The 13,031-nt window shown below is 61.5% G+C and carries 13 protein-coding genes and 1 tRNA gene; 9 read left to right on the forward strand and 5 right to left on the reverse strand.

The features are described 5' to 3' along the window. Positions 1-37 precede the first annotated feature (37 nt). Both ACWPWQ_RS00510 and galE read left to right on the forward strand, forming a co-directional pair. Positions 38-1,045, forward strand: a complete 1,008-nt coding sequence (locus ACWPWQ_RS00510; protein ID WP_454008757.1) for an FAD-binding oxidoreductase — start codon at positions 38-40, stop codon at positions 1,043-1,045. Positions 1,046-1,129: 84 nt separating this feature from the next. Next, complete coding sequence (gene galE / locus ACWPWQ_RS00515; protein WP_454008758.1) at positions 1,130-2,143, forward strand: UDP-glucose 4-epimerase GalE; 1,014 nt, start codon at positions 1,130-1,132, stop codon at positions 2,141-2,143. 74 nt (positions 2,144-2,217) lie between these two features. On the opposite strand, the gene ACWPWQ_RS00520 is transcribed toward galE, so the two are convergent. Further along, a complete protein-coding gene (locus ACWPWQ_RS00520; protein WP_202046968.1) occupies positions 2,218-2,967 on the reverse strand; it encodes a DsbA family protein in 750 nt (249 codons plus the stop codon). Between the two features lie 198 nt (positions 2,968-3,165). Between ACWPWQ_RS00520 and ACWPWQ_RS00525 the strand changes: the two genes are divergently transcribed. From ACWPWQ_RS00525 to arsB, 6 genes are all read left to right on the forward strand, one after another. After that, positions 3,166-3,253: transfer RNA gene (locus tag ACWPWQ_RS00525), tRNA-Ser, on the forward strand. A gap of 401 nt (positions 3,254-3,654) precedes the next feature. Continuing rightward, positions 3,655-4,023, forward strand: coding sequence for an ArsR/SmtB family transcription factor (locus ACWPWQ_RS00530; RefSeq protein WP_454008759.1), 369 nt, complete (start codon positions 3,655-3,657; stop codon positions 4,021-4,023). 76 nt (positions 4,024-4,099) lie between these two features. Further along, positions 4,100-4,597 carry a phosphatase domain-containing protein gene (locus ACWPWQ_RS00535; RefSeq protein ID WP_454008760.1) on the forward strand — a complete coding sequence of 166 codons (498 nt, stop codon included), beginning with the start codon at positions 4,100-4,102 and terminating at the stop codon, positions 4,595-4,597. A 10-nt stretch (positions 4,598-4,607) separates the two neighbouring features. Beyond that, positions 4,608-5,624 carry an ArsJ-associated glyceraldehyde-3-phosphate dehydrogenase gene (locus ACWPWQ_RS00540; RefSeq protein WP_202046965.1) on the forward strand — a complete coding sequence of 339 codons (1,017 nt, stop codon included), beginning with the start codon at positions 4,608-4,610 and terminating at the stop codon, positions 5,622-5,624. A 7-nt stretch (positions 5,625-5,631) separates the two neighbouring features. Continuing rightward, on the forward strand, positions 5,632-6,870 hold the full coding sequence (arsJ, locus tag ACWPWQ_RS00545) for an organoarsenical effux MFS transporter ArsJ (protein WP_454008761.1): 1,239 nt from the start codon (positions 5,632-5,634) through the stop codon (positions 6,868-6,870). After that, a complete protein-coding gene (gene arsB / locus ACWPWQ_RS00550; protein ID WP_454008762.1) occupies positions 6,870-7,940 on the forward strand; it encodes an ACR3 family arsenite efflux transporter in 1,071 nt (356 codons plus the stop codon). The genes arsJ and arsB overlap by 1 nt, the downstream gene beginning before the upstream one ends. 322 nt (positions 7,941-8,262) lie before the next feature. Here the strand turns inward: arsB and ACWPWQ_RS00555 are convergent, their stop codons facing one another. Both ACWPWQ_RS00555 and ACWPWQ_RS00560 read right to left on the reverse strand, forming a co-directional pair. Further along, the gene (locus ACWPWQ_RS00555) at positions 8,263-8,823 is read right to left on the reverse strand and encodes a DJ-1 family glyoxalase III (RefSeq protein WP_454008763.1); all 561 of its coding nucleotides are present in this window, start codon (positions 8,821-8,823) and stop codon (positions 8,263-8,265) included. Positions 8,824-8,855: 32 nt separating this feature from the next. Beyond that, positions 8,856-9,803 (reverse strand): ketopantoate reductase family protein, encoded by a 948-nt coding sequence (locus ACWPWQ_RS00560; protein ID WP_139436624.1) that lies wholly within the window; start codon positions 9,801-9,803, stop codon positions 8,856-8,858. A 214-nt stretch (positions 9,804-10,017) separates the two neighbouring features. Here ACWPWQ_RS00560 and ACWPWQ_RS00565 point away from each other — a divergent pair, with 214 nt between their 5' ends. Next, positions 10,018-10,500, forward strand: coding sequence for a YajQ family cyclic di-GMP-binding protein (locus ACWPWQ_RS00565; protein ID WP_139436622.1), 483 nt, complete (start codon positions 10,018-10,020; stop codon positions 10,498-10,500). A 103-nt stretch (positions 10,501-10,603) separates the two neighbouring features. On the opposite strand, the gene ACWPWQ_RS00570 is transcribed toward ACWPWQ_RS00565, so the two are convergent. Both ACWPWQ_RS00570 and ACWPWQ_RS00575 read right to left on the reverse strand, forming a co-directional pair. Continuing rightward, the gene (locus tag ACWPWQ_RS00570; RefSeq protein ID WP_005330693.1) at positions 10,604-11,410 is read right to left on the reverse strand and encodes a nucleoside-specific channel-forming Tsx family protein; all 807 of its coding nucleotides are present in this window, start codon (positions 11,408-11,410) and stop codon (positions 10,604-10,606) included. Positions 11,411-11,566: 156 nt separating this feature from the next. After that, the gene (locus tag ACWPWQ_RS00575) at positions 11,567-12,970 is read right to left on the reverse strand and encodes an AmpG family muropeptide MFS transporter (RefSeq protein ID WP_404836986.1); all 1,404 of its coding nucleotides are present in this window, start codon (positions 12,968-12,970) and stop codon (positions 11,567-11,569) included. Positions 12,971-13,031: the final 61 nt, after the last annotated feature.

A 13,031-nucleotide genomic window follows, 5' to 3' on the forward strand; every position in this document is an offset into this window, starting at 1 on the left:
TTCAAGACGATCGCTTCAAGACAAGAGGAGCCTTGCGATGACCTCCACCTCTCTCACCCTGCGCTGCATCGGCCGTCGTGCGGAGACCCACGACGTGACCAGCTGGCAGTTTGTCGCTGCCGATGGCGCCTTGCCCCCCGTGCTCGCCGGTCAGTGCGTGACCCTGCACACCGAGATTGACGGCGAGCCCCTGTGCCGCGCCTACACACTCTCCTCCAGCCCGCAGGATCCTTGCTGGCAGGTCACCATCAAGGACGTGGGACGGGTCTCTCATCATCTGCACCAAACCTTGCAGCTGGGGGACCAGATCCGGGTGGACGGCCCCTTCGGTGACTTCAACCTGACGGCGCTGCCCTGCGAGCGGCCGCTGCTGCTGAGCGCCGGCTCCGGCATCACCCCTATGTGGGCCATGCTGCGCGACGAATTGGCCAAGCGGCCAGACGCGGATATCCGCTTTATTCACAGCGCCAGAACCCTTGAGGATGTGATCTTCGCAGATGAGCTGGCCGCGCTGGCCGAGCCCCATGCCGGCGTGCGCCACGCACTGATACTGGAAGAAGCACCGACGGCTCATCCCTGGGTGGGCCGACTCAGCCCGGAGATGCTGAGGGAACTGGCGCCGGATCTCCTGAGCCGTCACGTCTACCTGTGCGGACCCGCCCCCTATATGGCGGTGGTGAGCGCCATGCTGGCAGAGCTGGGGTTGCCGGCGGCGCAGCTGCATCAGGAGTCCTTCGGCCTGCCTGCGGCGGCATCGAGTGCGGCGCCAGTTGCCGCCGACAGCGACCACTTCTGGCTGACCCTGAAAAAGAGCGGCAAGAGGGTGAAGATCCTGCCGGGCCAGACCCTGCTGGCGGCGCTGGAGGGGGCGGGTGAGACCATGATGGCCGCCTGCCGCGCCGGGGTATGCGGGGCCTGTCGCTGCACCACGGAAGGGGAGATAGAGCGCCAGAGCGTGATGACGCTGAGTGCGCAGGATCTGGAGAGCGGGGTGGCGCTCGCCTGCTCCTGCACCGTCAGGGGGGATGTCGGCCTCGACTACTGAGGGGGTCATAGGTATCCCGAGCTTTTCCCGCGCGGGCAGGGCGGGTAGACTCTGACCCAGTTTCAGCAAAGCACGGGATAAAAAATGACAATTCTGGTCACGGGCGGCGCCGGCTATATCGGCTCCCATACACTGGTTGAGCTGCTGGGTGCCGGCCAGCAGGTGGTGGTACTGGACAACCTCTCCAACTCCTCCCCCGAGTCCCTCAGGCGGGTCGAGCGGATCACCGGCAAGCCGGTCACCTTCGTCGAGGGGGACATTCTGGACAGGAGCTGCCTGCAACGGCTGTTCGCCGCCCACAAGATCGAGTCTGTGATCCACTTCGCCGGCCTCAAGGCGGTGGGGGAGTCCAGCCAGATCCCGCTCACCTACTACCAGAACAACGTGACCGGCACCCTGGTGCTGTGCGAAGAGATGGCCAGGGCCGGCGTGTTCCGCCTGGTGTTCAGCTCCTCGGCCACCGTCTATGGCGATCCCGCCTCTGTGCCCCTGAGGGAAGATTTCCCCACCAGCGCCACCAACCCCTATGGCCGCTCCAAGCTGATGGTCGAAGAGATATTGCGGGATCTCTCCAAATCCGACCCCCGCTGGTCCATAGTGCTGTTGCGTTACTTCAACCCGGTCGGTGCCCACGAGAGCGGCCTCATCGGGGAAGATCCCAACGGCATTCCCAACAACCTGCTGCCTTACATCAGCCAGGTCGGCGTCGGCAAGCTCAAGGAGCTGGGGGTCTTTGGCAACGACTACCCGACGCCGGACGGCACCGGCGTGCGTGACTACATCCACGTGGTGGATCTCGCCATCGGCCACCTCAAGGCGCTGGCCCGCATCGAGGGCGACACCGGGGTCTTCACCTACAACCTGGGAACGGGTCAGGGCTATTCCGTGCTGGAGATGGTCAAGGCATTCGAAACCGCCAGCGGTCGCCCCATTCCCTACCAGATCAAGCCCCGTCGCCCCGGCGACATCGCCGAGTGCTGGGCCGAGCCTACCCTGGCCCGGGACGAGCTGGGCTGGCAGGCCGAGCGGGGTCTGGCGCAGATGATGGTCGACACCTGGCGCTGGCAAAGCAACAACCCGAACGGCTATCAGACCTGAGGGGCTGGAACCTGAATGGCAAAACGCCCCGGCATCGCGATGCCGGGGCGTTTTTTTTACGAGAGAAGAGCGGGTTACTGAATGCTCTTGCCGGCTCGCACGTCCTTGACGATGGCCTTCAGGCTCGCCAGATCCCGTGGCGCACCGCGCAGGATCTGGTCGCCGATGATGAACCCCGGGGTCCCCGAGATGCTCATGGCTTCGGCCAGCGCCCGGTTGGTACCCAGGTTCTGATCTATGCTGCCATCCTTGATCTTGGCCTCGACCTTGCTCCAGTCCACCCCGGCGGCCTTGGCGATGGCTTGCACCTGGGCCTCGTCGGCCAGCGACCCTTGATGGGCGTACAGCTTGTCGTGGAAGGCCTGGAACTTGTCGGGCTGGCCGAGCTGCACCGCCAACGCCGCGCGGGCGGCGTAGTAGGAGGTCTCGCTCAGGATGGGGAACTGCTTGTAGATGTAGCGGATGTCCTTGTCTTCATCGAGCAACTGTTGGACGAGAGGATGAGCCCGCTTGCAGTAGCCGCAGTTGTAGTCGAAGAACTCGACCACAGTCAGGCTGCCCTTGGGGTTGCCACTCTCGGGATCCTTGTTGGCGAAGAGCTGCTTGGCATGGGCCTCGATCAGCGTCTTGTCATTCTCGGCCTGCTGGCTCTCCTGTTTGGCGCGAAGGGCATTGGACATCTCGACCAATATTTCCGGATTCTTGACCAGATAGTCGCGCACTATCTGCTCGACATCGCTCTTGGTCAGCTCGCTCGCCTGCACAGGCGCCGCAAGCAGGGTCGCGCCGGTCAGGGCGGCGAACAGGGCATGTTTGATTCTCATAAGTCCATCTTGCTGGGAATACCGTAGTGGTCACTATAGTGGGTGAGTCTGTTTTCAAGTCAAGCCATCCGGTGGAAAAAGCACGGTTGGGGTGGCGTTTGCGGGGTTTGTTGGCCATTTAGCCCAATAAATCGGCAAACGAACAGAGCGGGGATTTACAAGGGGGATCGTCATGGGTAATATGCGTCGCACTGCTGCGGAGGGGTGGCAGAGCGGCTGAATGCACCGGTCTTGAAAACCGGCGATGGGCGACCATCCGTGGGTTCAAATCCCACCTCCTCCGCCATCTATACGGCCCATCTCATTGATTGAGGTGGGCTTTTTCGTATCTGCGAGTTTTCATTTCCCATCCCTTCGTCCACCCTATTCTCTTCTTACATTTCACCGCGTCGGCGCGGCCGATCTCAGGCCACCCATCAAGATCCCCGTCAGAAGCACCATCGTGTCGGTGCATTGCACATGACCCGAGCGGATCGCTTGGGTCGGGCTGGCTCCCTACTGTCGATAGGCATCGATGGGCGGCAGAGCCGGAAGAGCGCGCGCTCAATCTGGATGGAAGCTTGGTATCGCACTCGTCCGTCCCCTGCGAGCGGCAGATCATGAGGGGCGTTGAAGTGACTGGTTGCATTGATTATTTCAATGTTTCTTGTATAGTTGAAGCTGTGAAATGAATTAAGGGGAAGTCCCATGAACAAAGAGATCGCCACCAAGGTATTCGAGTCCCTCGCATCAGGCATTCGTCTCGATGTATGGCGTCTGCTGGTCAAGGCCGGGCTGGAGGGTCAGGTTGCCGGCCAGCTTGCCAGTGAACTGGATATCGCTCCGAACACTCTTTCATTCCATCTGAAAGCCATGCTGCATGCAGGCCTTGTCTCGGTGGAACAGGAGGGACGTTTCTTGCGCTATCGCGCCAACATTCCCCTGATGCTCGACTTGATCGGTTATCTCACCGAAGAGTGCTGCGCTGGTCATCCGGAGGCCTGCGGTTTGGCGGAGATCCATCCCCTGGGCGCCAATGGTCAGCCGCGTTCGCCCTGTTGCGACGAGTCGTGCTGACGCCCACCCGGCATCGCCGCATGCCGACCCCCCATTCCCCCTCTCATCCTGACGAGACATGGAGCTGCTGTTTATCATGCATCCCTTTGACATCCTGAATCTGGATAATGGCGCCCGCCTTATCTTCACCCCCTGTCCTGGCACCAAGGAGGCTTCCTTGCTGGACTCCCTCAAGACCCTGCAAGCCGCCGGAGCGGATGCCGTGATCACCCTGATGCCGGGGGCCGAGCTGGTGCGGTTCAAGGCCGATGCCTTGCCCGCCGAGTGTGAGGCCTTGAGGCTGGCCTGGTGCCAGCTGCCGGTTGAGGACGATTGCGCCCCCGAAGCACCGTTTGCCGAAGCCTTTGCCAACCACAAGGCGGATCTGCTGGCGCGTCTGGCGGCAGGTCAGACCCTGGCCATTCATTGCCGTGGCGGCTCGGGGCGTACTGGGCTGATGGCGGCCATCCTGCTGCTGGAGGCAGGCTACGCCCCCACTCAGGTCAAGTCGATGGTGCAAGGGCTGCGCCCCAAGGCGCTGACATTGGCTGCGCACCTCAATTACCTCAACAACCACCATGCATTCGCCAGTTAAGGAAAACAACATGACCATCAAAGTGGGCATCAACGGCTTTGGCCGCATGGGCCGCCTCTCGTTTCGCGCCTCCTTCGACTGGGCGGATGTGGAGTTTGTGCGCATCAATGACCCGGCTGGGGATGCCGCCACTCTGGCACACCTCATCACCTTCGATTCGGTCCATGGCCGCTGGCATCATGAAGCCAGCGCAGAGGGAGACCAGATGGTGATCGGTAACCATCGCATCCTCTGCACTCGCAACAAGGAGATAGCTCAGACCGACTGGTCTGGTTGTGATGTGGTGATCGAGGCCTCCGGCAAGATGAAAACCAAGGCCCTGCTCAATGCTTATCTGGAGCAAGGGGTGAAGCGCGTCGTGGTCACCGCGCCGGTCAAGGAAGAGGGGGTCCTGAACGTGGTCATGGGGGTCAACCACCACCTCTACGACAAGGTACAGCACCCCATAGTGACAGCGGCCTCCTGTACCACCAACTGCCTGGCGCCCGTGGTGAAGGTGATCCACGAGCAGCTCGGCATCAAGCACGGCTCCATGACCACCATTCATGACATCACCAACACCCAGACCATTCTGGATGCGCCCCATGCTGATCTGCGCCGCGCCCGCGCCTGCGGCCTGAGCCTGATCCCCACCACCACGGGGTCTGCCACCGCCATCACCCACATCTTCCCCGAGCTCAAGGGCAAGCTGAACGGTCATGCGGTGCGGGTGCCGCTGGCCAACGCCTCCCTCACCGACTGCGTGTTCGAGGTGAACCGTCCCACCACCGAAGCCGAGGTCAATGGCTTGCTCAAGGCCGCGTCCGAGAATGAGCTCAAGGGGATCATGGGCTATGAGGAGCGTCCGCTGGTGTCGGTGGATTACAAGACGGATCCGCGCTCCTGCACCATAGATGCGCTCTCCACCATGGTGGTGGGCGGCACCCAGGTGAAGATCTACGCCTGGTATGACAACGAGTGGGGCTATGCCAACCGCACCGCCGAGCTGATGCGCATGGTCGGTCAAATGGACAAGGCGCAAGGATAACCCGGCTATGGCACTGACCCGCCTCTCCCCAGAGATCCGCCAGTATCTGCTGGTGACCGGCAACTACTGGGCCTTTACCCTGACCGATGGCGCCCTGCGCATGCTGGTGGTGCTCTACTTCCATGGGCTGGGTTACAGCCCGCTGGCCATCGCCTCCCTGTTCCTCTTCTACGAGATCTTCGGGGTGGTGACCAATCTGGTGGGGGGTTGGCTCGGGGCTCGCCTCGGGCTCAACCGCACCATGAACATCGGCCTCGCTCTCCAGGTGCTGGCGCTCGGCATGTTGCTGGCACCGTCGCTCTGGCTGACGGTGCCCTGGGTGATGGGTGCCCAGGCGCTCTCCGGGATTGCCAAGGATCTCAACAAGATGAGCGCCAAGAGCGCCATCAAGTTGCTGGTGCCGGGGGAGGCGCAGGGTCAGCTCTACCAGTGGGTAGCACTGCTTACCGGCTCGAAGAATGCCCTGAAAGGGATGGGCTTCTTCCTCGGTGGCGCCCTGCTGACCCTGCTCGGGTTTCAGGGGGCCGTGCTGGTCATGGCACTGGCGTTGGCACTGGTGTGGGGCGTCAGCATGCTGACCCTGAAACGGGATCTGGGCAAAGCCAAAAACAAGCCCAGGTTCAGGGAGATATTCTCCAAGAGCCGGGCCATCAATTACCTCTCCGCCGCCCGCCTGTTCTTGTTCGGTGCCCGCGATGTCTGGTTTGTGGTGGCGCTGCCTGTCTACCTCGCCTCCAGCTTTGGCTGGGATCACTGGTATGTGGGGGGCTTCCTGGCGCTCTGGATCATCGCCTACGGCGTGGTTCAGACCCTGGCCCCCCGCTTTACCGGCAAGCGAGAGGGTCGGGTACCCGATGGCAAAGCTGCCATGTGCTGGGCTCTGGTGCTGGCCCTGATCCCGGCCCTGATCGCCCTGTCGCTCCACTATGAGGTGCATCCGGCCATCAGCCTGGTAGGTGGCTTGATGGTGTTCGGCGCCCTGTTTGCCATCAACTCCTCCTTGCACAGCTACCTCATCGTCAGCTACGCCGGCTCTGACGGAGTCTCGCTCGATGTGGGCTTCTACTACATGGCCAATGCCCTGGGGCGCCTGCTCGGCACCCTGCTCTCCGGGCTGGTATTCCAGCTCTATGGTCTTGAGGCCTGCCTCTGGATCTCCACCCTCTTTGTCCTGTTGGCGGCGTTGATTTCAATCGGCTTGCCCCGCCAGCAGCCACCCGTTTCATCCTCTCAGGGAGCCTCGTGATGAGTACCAATGCCTGCTGCGATCTGCCCGTCAGCAAAAAAATGCGTTTTCTCGATCGCAACCTCACCCTCTGGATCTTCGTCGCCATGGGCATCGGGGTGGGCATTGGCTATCTGTTCCCCCAGGTGGCCCAGTGGAATGAGGCGATGTCGGTTGGCACCACCAACGTGCCGCTCGCCATCGGCCTCATCCTGATGATGTATCCGCCGCTCGCCAAGGTGAATTACGCCACCATGGGCACCATGACTCGCGACCGCCGAGCCATCACCCTCTCCCTGGTGATGAACTGGTTGGTTGGCCCCATATTGATGTTCGTGATTGCCCTGGTGTTTTTGCATGATCAACCGGGTTACATGGTGGGTCTCATCCTGATCGGCCTGGCGCGCTGCATCGCCATGGTGCTGGTGTGGAACGATCTCGGCGGTGGCAGCAAGGAGTACGGTGCTGGCCTGGTGGCCCTCAACAGCGCGTTTCAGATCCTCACCTACAGCTTCCTGGCCTGGCTGTTCATCACAGTGCTGCCGCCGCTGTTCGGTTTGCAGGGCTTCGCAGTGGACATCACCATGCTGGATATCGCGCAGAGCGTGCTGATCTATCTCGGCATTCCCTTCCTGGCAGGCTTCTTGAGCCGTCACTATCTGGTCAAGGCAAAAGGGGAGAAGTGGTACACCGAGCGCTTCATTCCGGCTATTTCTCCCATCACGCTGATCGCCCTGCTGGCCACAATCGTGCTGATGTTCAGTCTCAAGGGGGAGATGATTGTCGAGCTGCCCATGGATGTGTTGCGGGTCGCCGTGCCCCTGGTGGTCTATTTCGTGCTCATGTTCTTCACCAGCTTCCTGGTGGGCAAGAAGTTGGGCATTCCCTATGACAAGAACGCCTCCATCGCCTTTACCGCCACCGGCAACAACTTCGAGCTGGCCATCGCGGTCTCCATCGCCGTGTTTGGCTTGAGTTCGGATCAGGCCTTCGCCGGCGTCATAGGCCCGCTGGTGGAAGTGCCCGTGCTGATCGCCCTGGTCAATGTGGCCCTGCGCATGAAGCGCAACTATGGCAACGCCGAGGTTTGAGCATGTATGGCGGCCCCTTGGGCACCATCTGCCACAACCCGGCGTGCGGCACTTGGCGCAACTCGCTGGCGCCGATCCGCAACTCCGGGTGTGAGGCCGCCGTCATTCACTGTCTGGAAATACAGCCGAGCCGCGAGGCTCTGGGGCTCTCATTGCCTGTATGGGTCAGGGCAACGCGCGGGCCGATAAGAACAGGGGGTCAGGACGGCGCCAGGGTCAGGCCAGAGCGCAAATCAGGCGTAGGGGCGCATGCTGGCAGTCAGGGGGGCGGCAGGAAAGTGCAAGGTTTTTTCCGTGTATCTACACCGGAAAACAAGAAGGCTTATGGCAGCACCATGGGGCCTGCGACCGCGCGGGCGGCTTCGTCACCGCGCAGCACCCGTACTATCTCGAGGGCAAACTCGATGGCGGTGCCGGGGCCCTGGCTGGTGATGAGACGATGGGCATCATCCCGCACCACCCGCGCCTTGCTCAGTTGCGCGGCGGGCAGGCGGGCCTGAAAGCCGGGATGGCAGGTGGCGTTGGCATCCCCCAGCAAGCCGTGATGGTGCAGCACCACGGCAGGGGCGGCGCAGATGGCCGCACGCCAGCGGCCGAGTGCGGCCTGCTCCCTCAGCAGGTCGATGGCGAGGGGGGTATCGCGGATAGCTTCGCTGCCGGGCAGGCCACCCGGCACGACCATGGCTTCGAAGTCGCGGCTGGTCAGCTCGTCGAGATGGCAATCGGCGACCAGCTGCACCCCGCGGGAGGCGCGGATCTGGCGCTGCCCCGCCGGGCAGCAGGAGGCCAGCACCACCTCTATGCCGCCGCGCACCAGGGTGTCGACGATGGCGACCGTCTCTATCTCCTCCGACCCAGGGGCCACCAGTACCAGTACGCTCATCCTGCACTCCTCCATCGCCCGCGATTCCGGGCTCAGCGCTTCTCTTTGACGGCCTGATAGAGGCCCTGATTGACCGGCACCGCGATGCCGTGGGCGGCGGCCTTGCCAAGCAGGAAGCCGGTGATGGCCTCGATCTCGGTCTCACGCCCCTGCTCCATGTCCTGATACATGGAAGAGTAATTGTCGGCGGTGAGTTCCACCACAGTCATCACCCGGCGCAGCAGCTCGTCGCTGCCGGTCGGCTGGCCTTCGGCCTGCATCACGTCGGCGACTTCCACGCAGATCTGTTGCAGCACATCGGCAAAACGGGGGCCGGCCAGCTCGCCATTCTTGAGCTTGTAAAGCGCCGTGAGCGGATTGATGGCGCAGTTGATGGCGAGTTTCTGCCACTGGCGGGTCAGGATCTGCTCATCCCAGCCAGCTTGGCCGAGGGCGCGAGCGAGTTCATCCGCCAGGTGGGCATGGGCTTTGGCCGCGTCGTTGACCGGGCCCAGCCAGGTCTCGCCTTTGCCGGTATGGCGGAACACGAAGTGGCCATTTTGCATGGCGCCGTGGCTGGTGACACCGGCAATGACCGGGTTGTGCGGAAACAGCTGCACCACCTGTTCGGCTATGCCCATGCCATTGTGCAGCAGCACTATGGGAACCCCTGCCGCCAGCTTGCCTGCCAGGGGCGTCAGGGCCGACACCACCTGACCCGCCTTGGTCATCACCAGCAGTCGCTGGATGGGGCCGGGCTTGTCGATGAAACCCCGCTCGATGGCGAGCAGCTGGGTGTGGCCCTCGAGGGAGGTGAAATCGATGCCGGGGTGCAGGGTGGCGCGGTGCCGCTCGCTCAGCAGCACACGGGTCGGCTGGCCACTTTGGGTCAGCAAGGAGGCGAAGACGCCGCCCAGGGCACCACAGCCCAGCAAGGACCAGTGAGGGGAGGAGGGGGGTCGGCTGTTTTTCAGGTTGTTGTCGCGTAATCCGCTTGGCATGGAGAGGCTCAATCAGGGTAGTGGCTGCGTTCCGAACAACCCGCTACCGGGGATAAGTGAAGATGTCGCTAGGCGGACACTAACGGGTCTCGCCATTCCTGTGCGCAGGGGATTCTAGCAGAGCAATCCCATTGAAATCAGCAAATTTGCCGGTTTTCTGGTAGATTTGCCCCTTTGTCAGCACAACCTGAAGTACAGCATGAGGAGCCCGGCTATGCCGTCATTCGATATTGTCTCTGAAGTCAAAATGAACGAGGTGTTGAACGCCGTCGATAACGCCAATCGTGAACTGGCGACCCGTTTCGATTTTCGTGGTGTGGAAGCCAGCTTCGAATTGAACAAGGAAGAGGTGAAGCTGGAAGCCGATGCGGATTTCCAGCTCAAGCAGATGGTCGAGATCCTGCGCGGTGCCCTGCTCAAGCGCCAGATCGAGAACAGCTCCATGGAAGTGGGCGACAGCGTTCACTCCGGCAAGCGTTTCCACCTGACGGTGAAGTTCAAGCAGGGGATCGAGAAAGAGATCGCCAAGAAGCTGGTGAAGCTGATCAAGGATTCCAAGATCAAGGTGCAGGTTGCCATCCAGGGTGACGAGGTGCGTGTCACCGGCAAGAAGCGTGATGATCTGCAGGAGACCATGGCACTGGTGCGTGGCGCCGAGCTGGGTCAGCCGATGCAGTTCCAGAACTTCCGCGATTGATGATGAAGGGGGGGAGGGCCTTGGCCACTCCCCTCATCGACGAAGCGCCATAAAAAAACCGGAGCAGCTGCTCCGGTTTTTTGTGTCCGTGTGACGAGTTCGATTAGAACTTGTAGGTCACGGAGAAGTAGTGGCCGAAACCAGTGGTCTTCAGACCGTAGGAACCGTTCTGGATGCCATAGATGTCGTTGAAGTACTTCAGACCGTAACCGACGGCGTAGCGGTCGGAGTGCCAGTACAGGCCGTTGAACATGGCGGTACCGTCGGTGGAAGTGTCCTTGGCATCAAACAGGTGATCCAGGTAGCCCTGATAGGCTACGAAGCTGCCGTTGGAGAAGGTGTAGAAAGGCTTGAACCAGTTCATGGAGAACTGATAGCCGTTCCAGCCCTGCTCGCCGCCGCCTTCGTTGACGTGACGGGCATACAGGTTCATGCCAACCTTGCCGAACCAGGGCACTTGTACGTCTGCACCCAGACCGGTCATGGCTTCAAACAGACCATCCGGACCACCCACGTTGATCAGGTTGGCGATGTAGACTTCCTGCACCGGGCCGAAGGAGAGATCTTTGCCGGTCATGGCATCGATGGAGATACGCGGTGCGAACTTGATGAACAGGTTGTCTTGGTTGTGCTTGTCGTCGTGACGGTTCTGGAAGATGTCGAACACGTCGACGTAACCGTACAGATCGAAGATACCAGAGCGGCCACCAAACTCCATTTCGAAGTAGGTATCGTTGTAACCACCTTCAGATTCGCTGTAGGGCAGCTGATCGATGGTGTGCATCACGTTGAACTGGAACCACTTGTAGTCGTTCTTGTGGATGTCGCCGCTGTAATCGGCAGCAAAGGCCGGAGTGGCGGATGCAGCCAGCAGACCGGCAGCGATCAGAGTCTTGGTAAATTTGGCCATTTTATTGGTCTCTTGTGCGTTAGTTGAGGTTTTCCGTAGCCTGCCCACAAGGAGCGGAAGGGATTCTAGCCAAATAAATTCATCGGATAAACAAGAGCCAGGGAACTTTGTCCGGTTTTGTGAATCTAATCACCCCCAAAATGGCGCAAACGCTTGCTATTTGTCCGCTTGTGGTAACAAAGCATCGCCTCGTTTGGCAACCATGATGATCAGTATCATCACCGGGATGCCGAGCAGACTGGTGCCGACGAAGAAGCTGCTGTAGCCGATCTGTTCGACCACCTGACCGGAAAAACCCGCCAGCAGCTTGGGCATCAGCAACATGATGGAGCTGAACAGGGCGTACTGGGTCGCCGAGAAGGCGACGTTGGTCAGGCTCGACAGATAGGTCACGAAGGCCGCCGTCGCAATGCCGGCGCTGAGGTTGTCCAGGGAGATGATCAGGGTCAGCAGCTCCAGATCGTGACCCACCTCGTTGAGCAGGGCGAACAGCAGATTGGTGCTGGCGGTGAGCAGGGCGCCGAGAAACAGGATGCGCAGGGTGCCGAAGCGCATCACCAGCACGCCCCCCAGGGCCGCCCCCACCAGCGTCATGATGACGCCATACACCTTGGTGATGGTGGCCACCTCCGTCTTGCTGAACTGCAGATCCACATAGAAGCTGTTGGACATCACCCCCATCACCACATCCGAGATGCGATAGCAGGCGATGAGCCCCAGGATCAACAGGGCCGAGCCGCCGTAGCGGCGGAAGAAATCGGCAAAGGGACACCAGATGGCTTCATAGGTCCAGGCGCCCAGCCCGGCCAGGGTCCTGGGCCAGCCCCGCTCGAGCAGCAGCGCCTTGCGCTCCATCTGTTGCTCGTTCTGGCGATGGAGGTCGATATCCGGCTCGTGGCTGAGCAGTGTGGTGAGGATGCCGAGGGACATCAGCCCCGCCATCAGCAGGTAGGTGAGCTGCCAGCCGCGGTAGTCGTAGCTGTCGTTGCTGCCAAGCCAGGCCGCCAGTGCCAGCGCCCCCGCCCCCGCCATGATCATGGCGAGCCGGTAACCCGTCATGTAGGAGGCCGCCATGGCCGCCTGCAGGCGCTCGGGGGCCGACTCGATGCGGTAGGCGTCGATGACGATATCCTGGGTCGCGGAGCAAAACGCCACCAGCAGGGCGAACAGGGCGAGCTGGGCGAGCTGGGTCTTGGGATCGCAATAGGCCATGCCCACCAGGGAGAGGGCGATCAGCACCTGGGAGAGCAGCATCCAGCTGCGCCGCCGTCCCAGCAGCCGGGAGAGCAGTGGCAGCGGCAGTCGATCCACCAGGGGGGACCACAGCCACTTGAAGCCATAGGCCAGCGCCACCCAGCTCATGTAGCCGATGTCGGTCAGGCTGACATCGGCTTCGCGCAGCCAGAAGGAGAGGGTGCCGAAGACCAGCAGCAAGGGCAGGCCGGAGGAGAAGCCCATGGCAAACAGAGTGAGTACCCGCGCTTCCAGATAGACGGCGAGGGCGTCTCGCCAGCTTGTGGCGCGGTCCGGGGTATGGCTGGGCGGGCGGAGATTGTTCAACTGCCTGACTCCTCAGAGAAAAGGGGGTCATTTTGTCAGGTTCGAGGGGGATAGCCAAGGC

The sequence above is a fragment of the Aeromonas sp. Marseille-Q7275 genome, from assembly GCF_965119515.1.